This is a genomic window from Phaeacidiphilus oryzae TH49 (assembly GCF_000744815.1).
GTDB classification, from domain to species: Bacteria; Actinomycetota; Actinomycetes; order Streptomycetales; family Streptomycetaceae; genus Phaeacidiphilus; species Phaeacidiphilus oryzae.
On record NZ_JQMQ01000005.1, the window covers coordinates 911,416 to 930,580 of the forward strand.

At 72.9% G+C, this 19,165-nt stretch carries 19 protein-coding genes and 1 pseudogene; 1 reads left to right on the top strand and 19 read right to left on the bottom strand.

The window, feature by feature from the left end:
- Positions 1-25: 25 nt before the first annotated feature.
- Genes BS73_RS08445 through pyrR form a run of 3 tightly spaced genes read right to left on the bottom strand, consistent with a single transcriptional unit; the run spans position 26 to position 2,843 of the window.
- On the bottom strand, positions 26-1,318 hold the full coding sequence (locus BS73_RS08445; RefSeq protein WP_037570774.1) for a dihydroorotase: 1,293 nt from the start codon (positions 1,316-1,318) through the stop codon (positions 26-28).
- On the bottom strand, positions 1,315-2,295 hold the full coding sequence (locus BS73_RS08450; RefSeq protein ID WP_037570777.1) for an aspartate carbamoyltransferase catalytic subunit: 981 nt from the start codon (positions 2,293-2,295) through the stop codon (positions 1,315-1,317). The genes BS73_RS08445 and BS73_RS08450 overlap by 4 nt, the downstream gene beginning before the upstream one ends.
- A complete protein-coding gene (pyrR, locus tag BS73_RS08455) occupies positions 2,292-2,843 on the bottom strand; it encodes a bifunctional pyr operon transcriptional regulator/uracil phosphoribosyltransferase PyrR (RefSeq protein ID WP_037570779.1) in 552 nt (183 codons plus the stop codon). The genes BS73_RS08450 and pyrR overlap by 4 nt, the downstream gene beginning before the upstream one ends.
- Positions 2,844-3,183: 340 nt before the next feature.
- On the opposite strand from pyrR, the gene bldD reads away from it, so the two are divergent.
- A complete protein-coding gene (gene bldD, locus BS73_RS08460) occupies positions 3,184-3,693 on the top strand; it encodes a transcriptional regulator BldD (RefSeq protein WP_037570781.1) in 510 nt (169 codons plus the stop codon).
- A 76-nt stretch (positions 3,694-3,769) separates the two neighbouring features.
- Here bldD and BS73_RS08465 read toward each other — a convergent pair whose 3' ends face one another.
- The 16 genes and pseudogenes from BS73_RS08465 to rpsD form a co-directional block, all read right to left on the bottom strand.
- On the bottom strand, positions 3,770-4,198 hold the full coding sequence (locus tag BS73_RS08465; protein ID WP_037570784.1) for a type II toxin-antitoxin system Rv0910 family toxin: 429 nt from the start codon (positions 4,196-4,198) through the stop codon (positions 3,770-3,772).
- A gap of 50 nt (positions 4,199-4,248) precedes the next feature.
- Complete coding sequence (locus BS73_RS08470; RefSeq protein WP_037570786.1) at positions 4,249-5,148, bottom strand: hypothetical protein; 900 nt, start codon at positions 5,146-5,148, stop codon at positions 4,249-4,251.
- A gap of 217 nt (positions 5,149-5,365) precedes the next feature.
- Positions 5,366-5,812 (bottom strand): transcription antitermination factor NusB, encoded by a 447-nt coding sequence (gene nusB, locus BS73_RS08475; protein WP_037570788.1) that lies wholly within the window; start codon positions 5,810-5,812, stop codon positions 5,366-5,368.
- Position 5,813: 1 nt separating this feature from the next.
- Entirely contained in the window at positions 5,814-6,377 is a 564-nt protein-coding gene (efp, locus tag BS73_RS08480) for an elongation factor P (protein WP_037570791.1), read from the bottom strand.
- A gap of 72 nt (positions 6,378-6,449) precedes the next feature.
- On the bottom strand, positions 6,450-7,598 hold the full coding sequence (locus BS73_RS08485) for a M24 family metallopeptidase (RefSeq protein ID WP_037570794.1): 1,149 nt from the start codon (positions 7,596-7,598) through the stop codon (positions 6,450-6,452).
- Between the two features lie 43 nt (positions 7,599-7,641).
- Complete coding sequence (locus BS73_RS08490; protein WP_235215352.1) at positions 7,642-8,304, bottom strand: AAA family ATPase; 663 nt, start codon at positions 8,302-8,304, stop codon at positions 7,642-7,644.
- 49 nt (positions 8,305-8,353) lie between these two features.
- The gene (aroB, locus tag BS73_RS08495) at positions 8,354-9,460 is read right to left on the bottom strand and encodes a 3-dehydroquinate synthase (RefSeq protein WP_037570797.1); all 1,107 of its coding nucleotides are present in this window, start codon (positions 9,458-9,460) and stop codon (positions 8,354-8,356) included.
- Positions 9,457-9,972: a shikimate kinase gene (locus BS73_RS08500; protein ID WP_037570798.1), complete on the bottom strand. Its 516-nt coding sequence runs from the start codon at positions 9,970-9,972 to the stop codon at positions 9,457-9,459. The genes aroB and BS73_RS08500 overlap by 4 nt, the downstream gene beginning before the upstream one ends.
- Positions 9,972-11,155, bottom strand: a pseudogene (gene aroC, locus BS73_RS08505) (chorismate synthase). Before aroC ends, BS73_RS08500 begins: the two are co-directional and overlap by 1 nt.
- A 173-nt stretch (positions 11,156-11,328) precedes the next feature.
- Positions 11,329-12,174: a shikimate dehydrogenase gene (locus tag BS73_RS08510; protein ID WP_037570800.1), complete on the bottom strand. Its 846-nt coding sequence runs from the start codon at positions 12,172-12,174 to the stop codon at positions 11,329-11,331.
- A complete protein-coding gene (gene mltG, locus BS73_RS08515) occupies positions 12,174-13,967 on the bottom strand; it encodes an endolytic transglycosylase MltG (protein WP_037570802.1) in 1,794 nt (597 codons plus the stop codon). The genes BS73_RS08510 and mltG overlap by 1 nt, the downstream gene beginning before the upstream one ends.
- A gap of 194 nt (positions 13,968-14,161) precedes the next feature.
- Positions 14,162-14,659, bottom strand: a complete 498-nt coding sequence (gene ruvX, locus BS73_RS08520; RefSeq protein ID WP_051939706.1) for a Holliday junction resolvase RuvX — start codon at positions 14,657-14,659, stop codon at positions 14,162-14,164.
- A 13-nt stretch (positions 14,660-14,672) separates the two neighbouring features.
- Positions 14,673-17,342, bottom strand: a complete 2,670-nt coding sequence (gene alaS / locus BS73_RS08525) for an alanine--tRNA ligase (protein WP_037570807.1) — start codon at positions 17,340-17,342, stop codon at positions 14,673-14,675.
- Positions 17,343-17,714, bottom strand: coding sequence for a DUF6167 family protein (locus tag BS73_RS34500; RefSeq protein WP_322987246.1), 372 nt, complete (start codon positions 17,712-17,714; stop codon positions 17,343-17,345).
- Positions 17,715-17,718: 4 nt separating this feature from the next.
- Positions 17,719-18,204, bottom strand: a complete 486-nt coding sequence (locus tag BS73_RS08535; protein ID WP_051939708.1) for a DUF948 domain-containing protein — start codon at positions 18,202-18,204, stop codon at positions 17,719-17,721.
- 242 nt (positions 18,205-18,446) lie between these two features.
- The gene (gene rpsD, locus BS73_RS08540) at positions 18,447-19,061 is read right to left on the bottom strand and encodes a 30S ribosomal protein S4 (RefSeq protein WP_037570809.1); all 615 of its coding nucleotides are present in this window, start codon (positions 19,059-19,061) and stop codon (positions 18,447-18,449) included.
- Between the last annotated feature and the right edge of the window lie 104 nt (positions 19,062-19,165).

Here is a 19,165-nt window from a genome sequence, read left to right on the forward strand (position 1 = left end):
CCGGCCAGCAGCACCAGCGGCCCGGTCACCTCTCCACCAGCTCTCCGTCGAGGACGGTCGGCTCGCCGCGCAGGAAGGTGGCGACCACCCGCCCGGGCAGCTCCCGTCCGCGGTACGGGGTGTTGCGGCTGCGGGTGGCGAACCGCTCCGGCGCCACCTCGGCGTTCCACGCCGGGTCCAGCAGCACCAGGTGGGCCGGCTCGCCGACCTCGATCGGGCGCCCCTGGTCGGTCACCCGGCCGATCCGGGCCGGCCGGGCCGACATCCGGTCCGCGACCTGGGTCCAGTCCATCAGGCCGGTGTCCACCATGGCGTGCTGGACGACGGAGAGCGCGGTCTCCAGGCCGACCATCCCCATGGCGGCGGCGGCCCACTCGCAGTCCTTGTCCTCCGCCGGGTGCGGGGCGTGGTCGGTGGCGACGGCGTCGATGGTGCCGTCGGCCAGCGCCTCGCGCAGCGCGGTGACGTCGGCCGCGGTCCGCAGCGGCGGGTTGACCTTGTAGACCGGGTCGTAGGAGCGGACGAGCTCGTCGGTGAGCAGCAGGTGGTGCGGGGTGACCTCGGCGGTGACGTCCCAGCCCTTGGCCTTGGCCCAGCGGATGATCTCCACCGAGCCGGCCGTCGAGACGTGGCAGACGTGCAGCCGGGAGCCGACGTGGGCGGCCAGCAGCACGTCCCGGGCGATGATCGCCTCCTCGGCGACGGCCGGCCAGCCGCGCAGCCCGAGCTCCCCGGAGACCTGGCCCTCGTTCATCTGGGCGCCCTCGGTCAGCCGCGGCTCCTGGGCGTGCTGGGCGACGACCCCGTCGAAGGCCTTCACGTACTCCAGCGCCCGGCGCATGATCACCGCGTCGTCGACGCACTTGCCGTCGTCCGAGAAGACCCGGACCCCGGCCGCCGAGTCGGCCATCGCGCCCAGCTCGGCGAGCTGCTTGCCCTCCAGGCCGACGGTGACCGCGCCCACCGGGTGGACGTCGCAGTAGCCGGACTCCCGGCCCAGCCGCCAGACCTGCTCGACCACGCCGGCGGTGTCGGCCACCGGGAAGGTGTTGGCCATCGCGTGGACGGCGGTGAAGCCGCCCTTGGCGGCGGCCCGGGTGCCGGTGAGGACGGTCTCGGCGTCCTCCCGGCCGGGCTCCCGCAGATGGGTGTGGAGGTCGACCAGGCCGGGGAGGGCGATCAGGCCGGCGGCGTCGATCTCCCGCTCGCCGTTCGCGGTCAGCCCGGCGCCGATCTCGGTGATCACGCCCTCGGCGATCCGCAGGTCGGCGGCCTCCCCGCCGAGGACCTTCGCGTTCTTGATCAGGTAGCCGCTCACTGGGCGTTCTCCTTGGTGGTGCTGGTGGCGGGGCTGGTGGCGGGTTCCGCTCCGCCGAGCAAGAGGTAGAGGACCGCCATCCGGACGCTGACCCCGTTGGCGACCTGCTCGACCGCGGTGCACCGGGGGGAGTCGGCCACCTCGGCGGTGATCTCCATCCCGCGGACCATCGGGCCCGGGTGGAGGACCACGGCGTGCTCGGGCAGCGCCGCCATCCGCAGGCCGTCCAGGCCGTAGCGGCGGGAGTACTCGCGCTCGGTCGGGAAGAAGGCCGCGTTCATCCGCTCCCGCTGGACCCGGAGCATCATCACCGCGTCGGACTTGGGCAGCACCGCGTCCAGGTCGTAGGAGACCGAGCAGGGCCAGTTCTCCACGCCGATCGGCAGCAGGGTCGGCGGGGAGACCAGGGTGACCTCGGCGCCGAGGGTGTGCAGCAGGTGGACGTTGGAGCGGGCCACCCGGCTGTGGAGGATGTCGCCGACCACGGCCACCCGGCGACCTGCCAGGTCGTTCCCGGCCCCGGCGTTGAGGTGGCGGCGCAGGGTGAAGGCGTCCAGCAGGGCCTGGGTGGGGTGCTCGTGGGTGCCGTCGCCGGCGTTGATCACGCTGCCGTGCAGCCAGTCGGACTCGGCCAGCCGCTGCGGGGCGCCGGAGGCGCTGTGCCGGATGACCACCGCGTCCGCGCCCATCGCCTGCAGGGTCAGCGCGGTGTCCTTGAGCGACTCGCCCTTGGAGACCGAGGAGCCCTTGGCGGAGAAGTTGATCACGTCCGCGGAGAGCCGCTTCTCGGCGACCTCGAAGGAGGTCCTGGTGCGGGTGGAGTCCTCGAAGAAGAGGTTGACCACGGTGCGGCCGCGCAGCGTCGGCAGCTTCTTGATCGGCCGGTCCGAGAGCGCCGCCATCTCCTCGGCGGTGTCCAGGATCAGCAGGGCGTCGTCGCGGCTGAGCTCCGCGGCCGAGACGAGGTTGCGGTTCACTGCGGGCCTCCCAGGATGACGGCGTCCCGGCCGTCGGTCTCGGCCAGCTGCACCCGGACGGTCTCGCGCAGCGAGGTGGGCAGGTTCTTGCCCACGTAGTCGGCGCGGATGGGGAGTTCGCGGTGGCCGCGGTCGACGAGGACGGCGAGCTGCACCGCGCGCGGGCGGCCGATGTCGTTCAGGGCGTCCAGGGCGGCGCGGACGGTGCGCCCGGAGAAGAGGACGTCGTCGACGAGGACGACGAGCCTCCCGTCGATGCCGCCGGGCGGCATCTCGGTGTGCTCCAGGGCGCGGGCGGGCTTCATCCGCAGGTCGTCCCGGTACATGGTGATGTCGAGGGTGCCGAGCGGGATCTCGCGTCCGGTGATCTCGACGAGCTTGGCCCGCAGCCGGCGGGCGAGGTGCACCCCGCGGGTGTGGATGCCGAGCAGCACGACGTCCTCCGCGCCCTTGGCGCGCTCGACGATCTCGTGCGCGATACGGGTGAGGACCCGGGCGATGTCGCCCTCGTCCAGTACCCGCGTCTTCTCTGATGGTGAAGAAGTCATGCCGAAGCGGACCTCCTTCCCCGCCTCACGGGACGGGCCTTAAAGGATGTCTGGGACAGCGCCCGATCGGTCCGTCCGGCGATATCCGGACCGGCGGCCAGGCACTTTCGGCCAGCCTACCAGGGCGTTCCGCGGCCTTCCGAGCGCACCCCCGGGGCCTGGATCAGGGCTGCTCGCACGGCTGACCCATTCGGCTTGACGGAAGCTTATTACGCTGCGTAACCTCACAGTCAGTTACGGCCGGGTTCTGCCAAGCGGCCGTTCGGTAGCGGTGGGTCGGCCGCGGTCAACAGCCCGGCGCGCAGCGCCTGTTGAGAAGACATCTCGTCCGGGGAGACAAATGTCCAGCGACTACGCGAAACAGCTCGGAGCCAAGCTGCGTGCCATCCGCACCCAGCAGGGGCTCTCCCTGCACGGCGTGGAGGAGAAGTCCCAAGGCCGCTGGAAGGCCGTGGTGGTCGGCTCTTACGAGCGCGGCGACCGTGCGGTGACCGTCCAGCGCCTCGCCGAGCTGGCGGAGTTCTACGGAGTGCCGGTGCAGGAGCTGCTTCCGGGCAGCACCCCCGGCGGCGCCGCGGAGCCCCCGCCCCGCCTGGTGCTGGACCTGGAGCGGCTCTCCCAGGTGCCGTCCGAGAAGGCGGGGCCGCTGCAGCGCTACGCGGCCACCATCCAGAGCCAGCGCGGCGACTACAACGGCAAGGTGCTCTCCATCCGCCAGGATGATCTGCGCACCCTGGCGGTCATCTACGACCAGTCGCCCTCCATCCTCACCGAGCAGCTGATCAGCTGGGGTGTCCTCAACCCGGACGCGCGGCGCGCGGTCCGCGAGGACGAGGCCGGCGGCGTCTGACCGCGCCCCTGGAGAAACGTCACGGCCGGACGCCCCGCGGGGGTGTCCGGCCGACGCGCATCCGGCGCCCGCCGCGCTACTCCACCAGCTTGGCGAGCTTTCCCAGGGACTCCTCCAGCGCCTTGCCGGTGGCCTCCTTGATCCTGGCGGCCATCATGTTCACCGCGGCGCCCTTGAACTCGCTGTCCACCGTCACCCTGGTGCCGCCGTCCTCGGCGGCGAAGCGGTAGTGCTGGGTGAGCGAGACCCCCATCGGGCCCTTGCCGGCCAGCAGCAGGGAGCTGCCCGGCTGGTTCTCCTTGACGGTCCAGCTCACGTCGGCGGGCATGCCCATCATCGTCAGCTTCTCCGCGAAGCCGGAGCCGACGTCGAGCGAGGCCGGGGCGCCCTGCGGGAAGGCGGTGTGGATGGTGTTCCACTCCTCGTACCGGCCGAAGTCGGTGACGGTGGACCAGACCTTGTCCACCGGAGCGGGTATCAGGGCGTTGACGGATACCTCAGGCATGTCGGCTGCTCCTCTCGGAATCTGACCAACCATCAATAACTGACGCGGCGTCAGATTTCCAGGGGTGCGGCGAGCTCTCCCAGCAGCCGGCCGGAGAGGCCGTAGAGGAGATCGGGCGCCGAACGCCGGTGGAGCTCGCTGCCGTCGAAGAACCAGCCGCGGACCGCGGCGAGGCCGTCCCCCGCCAGCAGCAGCCGCGCGCTGAGGCGAAGGGCGTGCGCGGTGCACATGGCCGCGGTCAGCGCGTCCAGATCCGCGTCGTCCATCCGCGGCCGCCCGCCCGGCCCGGTCTCCAGCTCCACGCAGAGCTCCACCGGCTCCGAGCCGTCGTCCGGGTGGAGCGCGCAGGCCAGCCGGTGCGGCCCGGGCGAGGCGCTGAGCAGCACCGTGTGCACGGCCCGGGAGGCCGCCCCGTACGCGGGGCGCAGCAGCTCGGCCGGGAAGGCGCCGGTGGGCGCGGCCTCGGCGGTCTCGACGAGCATCCGGTCCAGCCGCGCGTGCACCATGGCCCGGCGGCCGGCCCGCAGATGGGCGCGGTCCAGGGCGGCCAGGAAGACCGGCAGCGGCTGCCCGGTCCAGCGCACCCAGGCGGGCTCCCCCTCCGGGCTCTCCGTATACGCACCGTGACTGCCGGGGGCGTCCCGGTCGAGACCGTGCTGGGCGCAGAAGCGGTCCAGGTCCGCGAGATGGAAGCGGCGCCCGTAGACCGCCGGGTGGATCCGGCGGAGCCGGTCCAGCGCCTGGCCGAGTTCGGCCAGGTAGCTGCGGTAGTCCGGGTGCCGGACGGGGATCCGGCGGGCCAGGGCGGCGAAGTCGGCCGCAGTGGTCAGCACACCGAGGAGGACCGGGTCGCAACGGCGAGGCGCGGTCTCGCGCGGCGGCGTGTGCGCGGGGGCGTGGGCCGGGCCGTGCGAGCCGGCGGCGGAGCAGGTGCGGGCGTGACGGGCCATCGGGGCCTCCCGGTGATCAGGCGGTCTGCGGTGCGTTCGCTGATCAGGTCATCCCCGGCCCCGGTCGCCCCATGCGCACCTTCTGTCACAGAACGGCAACTAAGAGTGACCGGTCTCTCTTGCGCCGACCCCGGACATGCGAAGGCCCCGGCGGTGAGGGCCGGGGCCGTTCGCACGGGTTCGCCGCACTGCCGCGCTGCCGCGCCGCCGCGGGCGGTCAGTCGCGGGAGGCGCGCAGGGAGGGCTTGAGCTCCTGAAGGCGGGCGAGAAGGCCGTTGACGAAGCCGGGGGCCTCGTCCCCGGAGAACTCCTTGGCCAGCTGCACGACCTCGTCCAGCACCACGGCGTCCGGGACGGCGTCCTCCCAGATCAGCTCGAAGGCGCCGAGCCGGAGGAGGGTGCGGTCCACCATCGGCATCCGGTCCAGCGTCCAGCCGACCGCGTAGCTGGCGATCAGCTCGTCGATCCGGGCGGCGTGCTGCACGTAGCCCTCGACCAGCTCCATGGTGTACTCGCCGACCTGCGGCGTGCCCTCGTCCCGGGGCACCTGCTGGGCGCGGCGCACCCAGTTGGCGAGGACCTCCTGCGGGGAGACCCCGCGGTGGTCCGCCTCGAAGAGGATCTGGAAGGCGCGCGTGCGGGCCTTGTTGCGAGCTCCGGCCACGTTACGAGTTCACCCGGCCGAGGTAGTTGCCGTCGCGGGTGTCGACCTTGATCTTCTCGCCGGTGGTGATGAAGAGCGGGACGCCGATCTCGGCGCCGGTCTCCAGGGTCGCCGGCTTGGTGCCACCGGTGGAGCGGTCGCCCTGGACGCCCGGCTCGGTGTACTGGACGACCAGCTCGACCGAGGTCGGCAGCTCGACGTAGAGCGGGTCGCCGTCGTGGGTGGCGACGGTGGCGTTGTTGCCCTCAAGGAGGTAGTTGGCCGCGTCGCCGACGGTCTTCGCGTCGATGTACAGCTGCTCGAAGGTGTCGTTGTCCATGAAGACGAACGACTCGCCGTCCTTGTAGGAGTACTGCATCTCGCGCCGGTCGACGTTCGCGGTCTCCACCTTCACGCCGGCGTTGAAGGTCTTGTCGACGACCTTGCCGGAGAGCACATGCTTCAGCTTGGTGCGCACGAAGGCCGGGCCCTTGCCGGGCTTGACGTGCTGGAACTCGACGACGGACCACAGGCCGTTGTCGAGGTTGAGCACCATGCCGTTCTTCAGGTCGTTGGTGGATGCCACGGTCTCGGAATCTCCTGCGTGTGCTTGGCTTGGGGACCAGGGGCGTGCGCCCGCCGGCTGCATGGCATGCAGCTACAGGGCGAGCAGCTCCTTGGTCGTGATGGTGAGCAGCTCGGGCCCGCCCTCCTCGTCGGGGCGCACCACGAGTGTGTCCTCGATCCGGACGCCGCCCCGGCCCGGGAGATGGACCCCCTGACCGACGGTGACCGGCACACAGGCGACCAGTCTACTCATGTCGCCGGGACCCAGACGCGGGTCCTCCGCGATCTCCAGCCCGACCCCGTACCCGGCGGGCCGCAGCACGCCCCCGTCCCGGCCGGCGTCCCGCAGCACCTGACGGCCCGCCAGGTCGACGTCCTGGCACGGACGGCCCGGGACCAGGCTCTCCCTGGCCGCCCGCTGGGCCGAGAAGACCAGGGCGTGCAGCTCCTTCTGCCAGTCCTCGGGCGGGCCGCCGATGACGAAGGTGCGGGTGGCGGCGGTGCGGTAGCCCCGGTAGCAGGCGCCCAGCGAGACGGTGAGGAAGTCGCCCTCCTCCACCCGGCGGTCCCCCGGCAGGTGGCCGGCCACACCCGAGTGGTCGCCGGTGCCGACCCGGACCGGGAAGGCCGGGGTGTCCGCCCCGTGGTCGACCATCCGGCGCTCCAGCTCCATCGCCAGATGCCGCTCGGTGCGGCCGACCAGGATGGATTCCAGCAGCTCGCCGAGCGCCTGGTCGGCGATCTCGGCGGCGATCCGCTGGCAGGCCAGCTCCTCGTCGTCCTTCACCACCCGCAGCCGCTCCACCGCCCGGTCCAGGTCCGCGAGCCGGCCCGGGGAGAGGAAGCGGCCGGCCTCCCGGTGGCGGCTGACGGTGAGGGCGTGCTCCTCCACGCCCAGCACGCCGACCCCGGACGCGGCCGCCCGCTCGGCGGCCACCACCGCCGGGTCCGCGCCGAGCGGGACCTCGACCTCGCGCAGCCCGTCCGGATCGGCCGGGGCCTCGGCGGAGCCCTGAGCCCCGCCGCTGCCCGGCCAGTTCGGGGCCTCCCGCGCGGTCGGGGTGGCGGCCAGCAGCGCGAGCTCCCTGGTGAGCAGCAGGGCCGCTCCCTCCGCGGTGTCCGGAGAGCGTCCGGTCAGCCAGCGGATGTTGGCCGGCCGGGTGACCACGGCCGCGTCCAGGCCCGCGGCGCTGCAGCGCTCACGCAGGCGTTCACGGCGGGCCGCATGCAGTTCGGACATGCCGCGAGCCTAAGTCGGGGTGGGAGCTGACGGCCCGTCGGATTCACCAGCCCGGGGGACTCGCCACCACCTGGGCGATCGCCCGGTCGAGTGCCTGGGCGGTGCCGGGCACGTCCAGCTGGGAGTTGTCGATGATCGGCAGCCCGGAGCCGAACCAGCCGGCCATCCGGCCGTGGATGGCCGCGACCTGCTCGTCCGGCAGCCTGCGGTGGCCGTTGCGGACGGCGTTCCGCTGGAGCACCGTCTGCAGGCCGGGCAGCAGCACGACCGGCAGCAGGGCGGGGCCGACGTGCCGCTTCCAGCCGCCGAGGCCGACCGCGGGCCAGTCCGGGAAGACGGCGTCGTCGATGATGCAGGAGATGCCGTTGGCCAGGAAGTTGCGGGCGGCGAAGCCGCAGGTGCGGCGGGCCAGCCGGTACTGGCCCTCGGCCTGCTCGGTCCAGCCGGCCTGCGGGCTGGAGAAGCCGGAGCGCACCCATTCGCGCACATCGTCCAGGGAGATGTGGGCGGTGGGGGTCGCGCGGTTCTCCGCCCAGTGCCGGGCGACGGTGGTCTTGCCGGCCCCGGCCGGGCCGATCAGCAGCACCGCCACCGGGCCGGTGGCGGGCCCGGAGGCTCCGGCGGGCGCCTCGGGGAGCTGCCGGAGCTGCGCGGGGGGCGTGGCCATGGGGAAGTGACCGGTCGTCACCACTTGCTCCTCGCTCACGCCCTGAATACTGCCCCAGCCCGGCCCCTTCCCGAAACCGGCGCCCCGGCTAGCCCCGGCTGACCTCGGCGTACGCCGCGACCAGGAGGGAGGGGTCCGGCGCCTCGAGGATGCCCGGCTTGCCGAGGCCGTCCAGGACGACGAAGCGGAGCCGGTTGCCGCGGGACTTCTTGTCGACCTTCATGGCCTCCAGCAGTCGGGGCCAGGCGGCCGCGTCGTACTGCAGCGGAAGGCCGACCGAGGCCAGCACGGAGCGGTGGCGCTCCGCCGTCTCGTCGTCCAGCCGGCCCGCGAGCCGGCCGAGCTCCGCGGCGAAGGCCATTCCGACCGAGACCGCCGCGCCGTGCCGCCACTTGTAGCGCTCGTTGCGCTCGATGGCGTGGCCCAGCGTGTGGCCGTAGTTGAGGAACTCCCGGCGCCCGGTCTCCTTGAGGTCCTCCGAGACGACCTCGGCCTTGACCCGGATCGAGCGCTCGATCAGCTCGGCGGTGTGCGGCCCGTCCGGCCGCGTCGCGGCCTCCGGGTCCTCCTCGACCAGGTCCAGGATCCGCGGGTCGGCGATGAAGCCGGTCTTGATCACCTCGGCCATCCCGGAGACGTAGTCGTGCTTCGGCAGCGAGTCCAGGGCGGCCAGGTCGGCGAGGACGCCGGCCGGCGGGTGGAAGGCGCCGACCAGGTTCTTGCCCTCGGCGGTGTTGATCCCCGTCTTGCCGCCGACCGCGGCGTCCACCATGCCCAGCACGGTGGTCGGCACCGAGATCCAGCGCACCCCGCGCAGCCAGCTCGCGGCGACGAAGCCGGCCAGGTCGGTGGTGGCCCCGCCGCCGACCCCGACGACGACGTCGGAGCGGGTGAAGCCGGTCTGGCCGAGGACCGACCAGCAGTACGCGGCCACGTCCGCGGACTTGGCCTCCTCCGCGTTGGGCACCTGGAGGGCGATCGCCTCGTAGCCCTGCCCGGCCAGGTCCTCGCGGATCGCCTCGCCGGTGGCGGAGAGCGCCTCGGGGTGGACGACGGCCACCCGCTGCGCGTCCCGGCCGATCAGCCCGGGCAGCTCGCCCAGCAGATTGCGGCCGACCAGGACGGTGTACGGGGCGGTGCCGGCGCTCCCGGCGACCTCGATCCGGGTGGGGGCGTCTTCTTGACGATCCGTCATGAGTCCTTCAGCTCCAGGGCCTGCAGCACGTCCTCGACCACCTCGTAGGGCTGCCGGGCGTCGGTGTCGATCACCACGCGGGCGATCGAGGTGTAGATCGGCCGACGGGCCTCCATCAGCTCGCGCCACTTGCGGCGCGGGTTGCCCATCAGCAGCGGGCGGGACCGGTCCAGGTGGAGCCGGTGGACGGCCTCGTCCACGCCCATGGAGAGGAAGACCACCGGCTGGCCGGCCAGCCGCTGCCGGGTCTCCTCGCGGAGCACGGCGCCGCCGCCCAGGGCCAGCACCCCGTCGTGCTCGACCAGGGCGGCGGCCACCGCCCTGGCCTCCACCTCGCGGAAGTGGTCCTCGCCCTCGTCGATGAAGATCTCCGAGATCGGGCGGCCCTCGGCGGCCTCCACGTCGGCGTCGGTGTCCCGGTAGGCCACCCCGAGGCGCTCGGCGAGCAGCGTGCCGATGGTGGACTTCCCCACCCCCATCGGCCCGCAGAGGATCACCAGCGGGCCCGCCATCAGCGGACCGCCAGGTTCTCGAGGTAGGCCTGCGCGTTGCGCCTGGTCTCCGGGACGCTGTCGCCGCCGAACTTCTCCACCACGGCGTCGGCCAGCACCAGGGCGACCATCGCCTCGGCGACGATGCCCGCCGCCGGCACCGCGCAGACGTCGCTGCGCTGGTGGTGGGCCTGGGCGGCCTCGCCGGTGCGGACGTCGACGGTGGCCAGGGCGCGCGGGACGGTGGCGATCGGCTTCATGGCGGCCCGCACCCGGAGGGTCTCACCGGTGGAGAGGCCCCCTCGGTGCCGCCGGAGCGGCCGGACCTGCGGCGGATGCCGGCCGCGGTGGGCTCGATCTCGTCGTGCGCCTGCGAGCCGGGCACCCGGGCCAGGTCGAAGCCGTCGCCCAGCTCGACGCCCTTGATCGCCTGGATGCCCATCAGGGCGGAGGCCAGGCGGGCGTCCAGGCGGCGGTCCCAGTGGACGTGCGAGCCCAGGCCGACGGGGACGCCGTAGGCCAGCACCTCGACCACGCCGCCGAGGGTGTCGCCGTCCTTGTGCGCCTGGTCGATCTCCTCGACCATCGCCTTGGCGGCGTCCTCGTCCAGGCAGCGCACGGGGTCCGCGTCCAGGCGGGCCTCGTCCGCGGGGACCGGGACCACCCCGTAGGGCGCCTTGGCGGTGCCGAGCTCGACGACGTGCGAGACCAGCTCGACGCCGACGGTCTCCTTGAGGAAGGAGCGGGCGGCCGTGCCGAGGGCGACGCGGGCCGCGGTCTCCCGGGCGGAGGCGCGCTCCAGGATCGGCCGGGCCTCGTCGAAGCCGTACTTCTGCATGCCGGCCAGGTCGGCGTGGCCGGGGCGGGGGCGGGTCAGCGGGGCGTTGCGGGCCAGGCCGGCCAGGATCTCCGGGTCCACCGGGTCGGCCGCCATCACCTGCTCCCACTTGGGCCACTCGGTGTTGCCGACCATGATCGCCACAGGCGAGCCGAGGGTACGGCCGTGGCGGACGCCGCCGAGGAAGGTGACCTCGTCACGCTCGAACTTCATCCGGGCGCCGCGGCCATAGCCCAGCCGGCGGCGGGCGAGGGCGTCGGCCACCATGTCGGTGGTCAACGGGACGCCCGCGGGCAGCCCCTCCAGCGTCGCGACCAGTGCCGGGCCATGCGACTCACCTGCGGTGAGCCAGCGCAAGCGTCCCAACGGACTTACCTCCCATTAGCTGTGCGTCGGGCTCGATCCTCCCACGAGGGCGGGCCGCGCCCCGCACAAGGTCCACGGTTCGGGACGCGTCGCACCCTCTCGCCCCGGCACCGCGGAGGCGCGCGTCGAAACCGGGGGCGCGCGGCTTCGTCGCCGCGCTGGGGGCAGCCGAACTAGGAGGCCAGCTCGCGTTCGCCCGCCGCGCGCATCGCGGCGAGAGGCGCCGGCGTGACCCCGGTGAACTGTTCGACCTGCAGGACGGCCTGGTGGACCAGGAGGTCGAGGCCGTTGACGACCGCGCCGCCGCGCGCGGACCACGCCGCGGCGAGCCGCGTGGGCCACGGGTCGTAGAGGACGTCGAAGAGGACGCCCGGCGAGGCGGGGACGGAGTCCGCGAGGTCGTCCGTCGACCCCGCCGGCGTCGTCGCGATCGTCAGCTCCGCGTCGAAGGCGCGCGCCCGCTCCCGCCACGGCGCGGCGGTCACCGCCACCCCCAGCGAAGCCCCCAGCTCCCGCACCTCGCGGGCCCGCTGCTCGCCGCGGACGTACGCGACGACCTCGCCGCCAGGACACACCTCGGCCAGCGCCGCCAGCGCGGAGGAGGCCGTCGCCCCCGCGCCCAGCACGGACGCCCGGGAGACCTTCTCCACCCCGCGCTCCCGGAGCGCCGCGACCAGCCCCGGGATGTCGGTGTTGTCCCCGTACCTCGCGCCGTCCGCCTGGAACACCAGCGTGTTGACCGCCTCCACCGAGCGCGCGGTCGGGCTGATCTCGTCCAGCAGCGGAATCACCGCGCGCTTCAGCGGCATCGTCAGCGAGAGTCCGGCCCAGCCGTCGCCGGCCACGTCCAGCCCCTCGATGAAGCCCCGCAGCCCCGCCTCGTCCACCTGGTGGCGCTCGTACCGCCAGCCGCTCAGCCCCAGTTCACGGTAGGCCGCGAGGTGGAGCGCCGGCGAGAGGGAGTGGGCGATGGGCGAGCCGAGTACGGCCGCCCGGCGCGGGCCGCTGGTCGGGGTCATCAGTTGCCGTGCTCCTTCTGGTACGCGTTGAACGCCGCCACGTTCTGGAGGTGCTGGGCGTAGCTCGCGGTGAAGCGGGTGTCGCCGGGCTTCACGGTGACAAAGTACAGCCAGTCCCCCGTCGCCGGATGGAGCACCGCCTGGATGGCGTCCGCCCCCGGGTTGCCGATCGGCCCGGGCGGGAGCCCCTGGTGGAGGTAGGTGTTGTAGGGCGAGGGGGTCCGCTGGTCGGTCGAGGTGGTGGTCAGCGTGGAGCGGTTGAGCGCGTAGTTGATGGTGGAGTCCATCTCCAGCTTGCCGTTGGTGGCGGTGCTGTGGAGGCGGTTGTAGAGGACCCGGGAGATCTTGGCGAAGTCCGCCGAGTCCTGGCCCTCCGCCTGCACGATGCTGGCCTCGACGATCACGTCGTAGGCGTTGTGGAGCCCGGAGGCGGGCGCGCCGTTCTCGATGCCGAGGGCGCTGTACTGCTGCTCGGCCTCGGAGACCATCTGCTTGAGGAGGTCCAGCGGCTTGGTGCCGGCGCCGACGTTGTAGCGGGAGGGGAAGAGGAAGCCCTCGGGGTTGTCGTGGGCGTAGGCGGGGAGCCCGAGCCGGCCCGCGTCCTGCTTGGCGACCTTCGCCGTGGTGCCCTTGGCCAGGTGCAGCTTGTCGTCGATGCGGGTGTAGACCTGGGTGGCGCGCATCCCCTCGGAGACGATCACCGCCGGGCTGTTGGCGATGTTGGCCAGCAGGGCCACGGCGGAGTCGGCCGACATGTGGTGCTTGAGGGTGTAGAAGCCCGGTTGTATGTTCGCGCCCTTGGCGGTGGCGGACTTGACGAAGGCCCGCTCGCTCTTCACCACGTCGTCGGTGACCAGGGTGTCGCCCATCTGGGAGAGGCTGTCGCCCTGCTTGATCTCCACCTGGACGGAGCCGGTGCCGACGCTGTTCCAGTCCGGCGGCGGGCCGAACCGGGACTCCCAGTACTTGTAGCCGTACCAGCCGGCCCCGCCGACGCCGCCGAGCAGCACCGCCGCGACCACCAGGCAGGCGCAGCCGTTCCGCTTGCGTGACTTCTTGCCCTGCTTGTCGCGGCGGCGCTCGGCCTCCTCGCCGGTGTCCGCGTCGCCGAGGAAGCCGAGGCCGGTGTCCTCGCCCGCGTCCGGGTCGGCGACGGCCTCGGAGTCGCCCTGGCCGCGGCGGCCGCCGGGGCGGCGGGGCTCGGGGGCGGGCTCCTGTGGCCAGTCCTGCTCCGGCTCCTGCTCGTACGGCGCCGGCTCGGCCGGCGGGGCGGCCGGGGCCGGGGCCGGCTGGGCGAACTGCTGCGGATACGGGCCGGGGGCCTGCTGCTGCCAGCCGGACTGCTGAGGCGGGGTCTGCTGCGCGGGCCGGCCGTACGGGGGCTGTTCCTCCTGGTAGCCGGAGTAGCCGCCGGGCGCGGCCGGGTAGCCGGCGGCGTAACCCGCGGGGCCGGCGGGAGCGGCCTGGCCGGCGTACTCGTTGTACTCCGCGTACTGGCCCGCGTACTGGCCGTATCCCGAGGGGTCCGGATAGGCGGCCGGATCCTGGTAGCCGGAACCGCCGCCGTATCCGGCCGCGTCCGCATAACCGTCGGGGTCGGCGTAACCGCCGTAGCCGGGGGCGGGCTGCTGCTGCGGGTAGTGCCCCTGCGGGGCGGTCTGCTGCTGGGGGTAGGGCTGCTGGTAGCCCTGCCCGGGGTGCTGCGGCTGCTGCGCGGGGTCCCCGTACGGGTCCCCGTACAGCGGATCCGCACCCCATGGCTGCGATCCGTACTCACGGCCGTGGTCGGTCATGCATCCCCAGACGTCATACGGAGCCGGTGCGGACGCCCACACGGCCGCCCGCCCGGGCCGGGGTTCGATCCCGGCGATTCGGCGCGTCGCCACGCTGAGTGGCGGTCACGCCGTGCGCCGGAACATTACCGCAACCTCTGTGTGACCCGATGGTTAGCGCTGTCCCGAACGGGCCTTCGGCGACGAGAGACTTGTCACTCAGCGGGCGCGGCGAGCTCCCCAGGCGGCCGGCCGGTGGTCTTCTCGGTCTCCAGGGCGTTCTGCAGGAAGACCACGGCGGCCGCCTGGTCGACCACCTTCCGCCCCTTCCTCGACCGTACCCCGGAGGCCCGCAGGCCCTGGGTCGCGGTCACCGTGGACATCCGCTCGTCCACCAGACGGACCGTCACCGGCCTTACCAGGACGGCGAGTTGGGCCGCGAAGGCGCGGCACTTGGCGGCCGCGGGGCCCTCCCTGCCGTTGAGCGAGCGGGGCAGGCCGACGACGACCTCCAACGCCTCGTACTCGGCGGCCAGTTCGGCGATCCGGGCCTGCGCCGCCGGCCCGGCCGGGACGGTCTCCACCGGGGTGGCGAGCAGCCCGTCCGGGTCGCTGGAGGCGACGCCGATCCGGGCGTCGCCGACGTCCACCGCGAGGCGGCGGCCCCGGCGGAAGCCGGAACCGCCACCCTGCGTAACGAGTTGATCGTTCATCGACTCGGGCCGGTCAGACCGCGCGCTCGGCGACCAGCCGGCGGACGGCCCCGATCGCCTCGTCCACCGCGGCCGGGTTCTGCCCGCCGCCCTGGGCCACGTCGTCCTTGCCGCCGCCACCGCCGCCGAGGGTCTTGGCGGCGGTGCGCACCAGCTCACCGGCCTTGATCCCGCGCTCGCGGGCCGCCTCGCTGGTCGCGATGACGGTCAGCGGACGGCCGTTCGCCACCGAGAAGGCGGCGACCACGGAGGCCCGGGAGCCGAGCCGGCCGCGGACGTCCAGCACCAGCCGCCGCAGGTCGTCGGCCGCGGTGCCGTCCGGCACCCGGGCGGCGACCAGCGCCACGCCGTTGACCTCCTCCGGCGACCTGGCCAGCTCGCCCGCGGCGGCCAGCACCTTCTCGGCGCGGAACCGCTCGATCTCCTTCTCCGCGTCCTTGAGCTTGCCGAGCAGCCCGGAGATCCGCTCCGGCAGCTCCTCCGGGCGGCCCTTGACCAGCTCGGTGAGCTGGCTGACCACCACGTGCTCGCGGGCCAGGAAGCGGTAGGCGTCCGTGCCGACCAGCGCCTCGACCCGGCGGACGCCGGAGCCGATGGAGGACTCGCCGAGCAGCTTCACCAGGCCCAGCTGGGCGGTGTTGTGGACGTGGGTGCCGCCGCAGAGCTCCTTGGAGAAGTCGCCGATGGTCACCACCCGGACCTGGTCGCCGTACTTCTCGCCGAACTCGGCGATCGCGCCCTGCCGCTTGGCCTCGTCGATCGGCAGCACCTCGGCGGTGACGTCCAGGTCGCGGGCCAGCACCTCGTTGATCTTCTGCTCGACGTCGCCCAGGACCGCGGTCGGGACCGCGGTCGGCGAGCCGAAGTCGAAGCGGAAGCGGCCGGGCTGGTTCTCCGAGCCGGCCTGGGCGGCCGTCGGGCCCAGCGCGTCACGCAGCGCCTGGTGGGTGAGGTGGGTCGCGGAGTGGGCGCGCGCGATGGACTGACGGCGCGACACGTCGATCTGCGCGTGGCCGCGCGACCCCAGGGTGACCTCGCCGACCTGCACCGCGCCCTTGTGGACGAAGACACCGGGCACCGGCTTCTGCACGTCGCGGACCTCGACGACGGCGCCGTTGTCGAACCGGATCCGGCCGGTGTCGCCGATCTGGCCGCCGCCCTCGGCGTAGAACGGGGTGCGGTCGAGGACCACCTCGACCTCGTCGCCCTCCTGCGCGGCCGGCACGGAGACGCCCTCCACCAGCAGGCCGACGATCTCCGCCTCGGCGCTGTTGTCGGTGTAGCCGATGAAGTCGGTGGCGCCGGCCCGGTCCGCCACCTCGCGGTAGACCGAGAGGTCGGCGTGGCCGGTCTTCTTGGCCAGCGCGTCCGCCTTGGCGCGGTCCCGCTGCTCCTTCATGAGGCGGCGGAAGCCGTCCTCGTCCACGCTGAGGCCCTGCTCGGCCGCCATCTCCAGGGTGAGATCGAGCGGGAAGCCGTAGGTGTCGTGGAGCTGGAAGGCCTTGTCCCCGGACAGCACCCTCCCGCCCGCGGCCTTGGTCTCGGTGACCGCGGTGTCCAGGATGTTGGTGCCGGACCGGAGAGTCTTCAGGAAGGCGGCCTCCTCCGCGAGCGCGACGGTCTCGATGCGCCTGCGGTCGGTCTCCAGCTCCGGGTACTGCTGCGCCATGATCTTGATGACGGTGTCGACCAGGGCGGCGACGACCGGCTCGGTGGCGCCCAGCAGCCGCATGTTGCGGATCGCGCGGCGCAGGATGCGGCGCAGCACATAGCCGCGGCCCTCGTTGCCGGGGACCACGCCGTCGCCGATCAGCATCACGCTGGTGCGCATGTGGTCGGCGACCACCCGCAGCGAGACGTCCGACTCGTGCTTGGCGCCGTACCGCACCCCGGTCAGCTCGGTGGCCTTGTCGATGACCACCCGCAGGGTGTCCGTCTCGTACATGTTCTGGACGCCCTGGAGGATCATCGCCAGGCGCTCCAGGCCGAGCCCGGTGTCGATGTTCTTGGCGGGGAGCTCGCCGAGGATCTCGAAGTCCTCCTTGGAGGTCCCCGCGCCCCGCTCGTACTGCATGAAGACCAGGTTCCAGATCTCCACGTAGCGCTCGTCGTTGACGGCCGGGCCGCCCTCGACGCCGAACTCCGGACCCCGGTCGTAGTTGATCTCCGAGCAGGGGCCGCAGGGGCCCGGGACGCCCATCGACCAGTAGTTGTCCTTCTTGCCCAGACGCTGGATGCGCTCGGCCGGGACGCCGATCTTGTCCCGCCAGATCTGCTCGGCCTCGTCGTCGTCCTGGTAGACGGTGACCCACAGCCGCTCGGGGTCGAGGCCGAAGCCGCCCTCCTCCACCGAGCTGGTCAGCAGCTCCCAGGCGTAGGCGATCGCGCCTTCCTTGAAGTAGTCGCCGAAGGAGAAGTTGCCGCACATCTGGAAGAAGGTGCCGTGCCGGGTGGTCTTGCCGACCTCCTCGATGTCCGGCGTGCGCACGCACTTCTGCACGCTGGTGGCCCGCGACCACTTGGGCTTCACCTCGCCCAGGAAGTACGGCTTGAACGGCACCATGCCGGCCGGCACCAGGAGCAGCGTCGGGTCGTCGGCGATGAGCGACGCCGAGGGGACCACGGCGTGCCCGCGCTCCTCGAAGAAGCGCAGCCAGCGGCGGCGGATCTCTGCCGACTCCATCTAGTGACCCTCTTTCTGCTCGTACCGGGTCGACCGGTCCAGTTCATCGTGGTGGGTAAGGGGCGGGGGCTGCGGCGTCTCCAGCGCGAGCCGGGTGGCGCTGCCGCGCAGCACCGGCCGCTCCGGATCGCCGGGGGCGGCCAGGACGCTGCCGTCCAGCCCCAGTTGACGGTTCAGCTCGAGTTCGCGGCGGACCATTCCCTCGCGCACGTCGCCGGCGAAGGCGCGGACCGCGTCGCCCAGGCCGACCGCCCCGCGGGCCGCGTTGTCCGCGAGACCGCCCGGGGTGAGGTTGCGGGCCAGCTCGCTCGCCTTGTTCATCCCCCACACGGCGGCGCCTGCGCCCACGGCCATCCAGAACATCCTGCGCATCGGCTCAACCCCGCTTCTGCAGAAGGAGCTTGCGCAGCAGGCCCTTCCGCGGCCGGGTCTGCGCCTTGACCTCGGCCCGGACCAGGGCGGCCAGCGCGTCCCGCTCGGCCTGGTCCGGCACCAGGCGCTCCGGGCGGCCGGCGGCGCGCTGCTTGGCGACGGCCGTGCGCACCCCGTAGCTGAACGCGGAGAGCTTGACCAGGGGGCCGCCCAGGGTGGCCGCCATGGTCGAGGAGAGCGCGTGGGCGTCGGAGGCCGCGTCGGCCACGTCCGCGGTGATCTGGTCCACCCGGGCCAGCTGCTGGTTGGCGCCGCGCAGCGTCTCCGCCGCGTCGTCCAGCAGCGGTACCGCTCGCTCGGACACGTCGGCCACCAGGCGGCCGGCCTGCCGCAGGGCCTGCGACAGCCGTACCAGCACGATGGCCAGCAGAGCGACCAGGACCGCCCAGAACACGGCGACGATGAGGCCCGCGACCTCTCCACCGGACACGATGTCTGCGCTCCCTCGAAGACTTGCACGAACTCCCGGCGCGCGGCGGCACAGCGCGAAGACGCGGAACGCGGGGCACAAACCGGGTGGCAGCACCCTATCGCGCCCGGCGCCCGCTCCCCGACCGCATTACCGCCGTGGCCCCCGCGGCCGCGGGAACCCGCGGGAACGACCGGGCCCCGGCCGTCCGAGGACGGCCGGGGCCGGTTGTGCCGCGGTGGCCGGAAGCCACCACCCGCGCGTCAGCGCGAGTAGTACTCGACGACCAGCTGCTCGTCGCAGACGACCGGGACCTCGCGCCGCTGGGGCATCCGGTCCAGGCGGAAGGCCAGGGCTTTCAGGTTGACCTCGAGGTACTTCGCGGTCTGACCCTCGCCGGCGTTGCCGCCCTCACGGGCGACGGTGAACAGGTCCTTCTCCTTGGACCGCTCACGGACCAGCACCACGTAACCCGGCTTCACCTGGAACGACGGGCGGTTGACCTTCTCGCCGTTCACCTCGATGTGGCCGTGGACGACCATCTGGCGAGCCTGGTAGATGGTGCGGGCGATGCCGGAGCGCAGGACCAGCGAGTCCAGACGGGTCTCCAGCAGGTTGATCAGGGCCTCACCGGTCTTGCCCTCGACCTTGCGAGCACGGTCGAACGCGCGGGAGAGCTGCTTCTCGCTCAGGTCGTACTGGGCGCGAAGACGCTGCTTCTCCGTCAGACGGACCTTGTAGTCGCTGTTCTGCTTGCGACCACGGCCGTGCTGGCCGGGCGGGTACGGGCGGGCCTCGAAGTACTTGACGGACTTCGGGGTCAGCGGCACGCCAAGCGCGCGAGCGAGCTTGACCTTGGGGCGCTTCTGGTTCGCCACGAGGCAAATCCTTTTCTGTTTGTTGCTGGCTCACCACGGTTGAAGGAGGTCGCATCTCGCGGTCCGGGAAACCGGGCGGTGAAACCGCTCGGTCAGCCGCTCCC

Bases quoted from the DNA above. Each gene is read 5' to 3' on its own strand.
- BS73_RS08510 (WP_037570800.1), bottom strand. From the start codon at position 12,174: ATGACCCCGACCAGCGGCCCGCGCCGGGCGGCCGTACTCGGCTCGCCC.
- BS73_RS08465 (WP_037570784.1), bottom strand. From the start codon at position 4,198: ATGCCTGAGGTATCCGTCAACGCCCTGATACCCGCTCCGGTGGACAAG.
- mltG (WP_037570802.1), bottom strand. From the start codon at position 13,967: ATGACCGACCACGGCCGTGAGTACGGATCGCAGCCATGGGGTGCGGAT.
- ruvX (WP_051939706.1), bottom strand. From the start codon at position 14,659: ATGAACGATCAACTCGTTACGCAGGGTGGCGGTTCCGGCTTCCGCCGG.
- BS73_RS08500 (WP_037570798.1), bottom strand. From the start codon at position 9,972: ATGGCGGGCCCGCTGGTGATCCTCTGCGGGCCGATGGGGGTGGGGAAG.
- BS73_RS34500 (WP_322987246.1), bottom strand. From the start codon at position 17,714: ATGCGCAGGATGTTCTGGATGGCCGTGGGCGCAGGCGCCGCCGTGTGG.
- bldD (WP_037570781.1), top strand. From the start codon at position 3,184: ATGTCCAGCGACTACGCGAAACAGCTCGGAGCCAAGCTGCGTGCCATC.
- aroB (WP_037570797.1), bottom strand. From the start codon at position 9,460: ATGACGGATCGTCAAGAAGACGCCCCCACCCGGATCGAGGTCGCCGGG.
- pyrR (WP_037570779.1), bottom strand. From the start codon at position 2,843: ATGACTTCTTCACCATCAGAGAAGACGCGGGTACTGGACGAGGGCGAC.
- BS73_RS08485 (WP_037570794.1), bottom strand. From the start codon at position 7,598: ATGTCCGAACTGCATGCGGCCCGCCGTGAACGCCTGCGTGAGCGCTGC.
- BS73_RS08470 (WP_037570786.1), bottom strand. From the start codon at position 5,148: ATGGCCCGTCACGCCCGCACCTGCTCCGCCGCCGGCTCGCACGGCCCG.
- alaS (WP_037570807.1), bottom strand. From the start codon at position 17,342: ATGGAGTCGGCAGAGATCCGCCGCCGCTGGCTGCGCTTCTTCGAGGAG.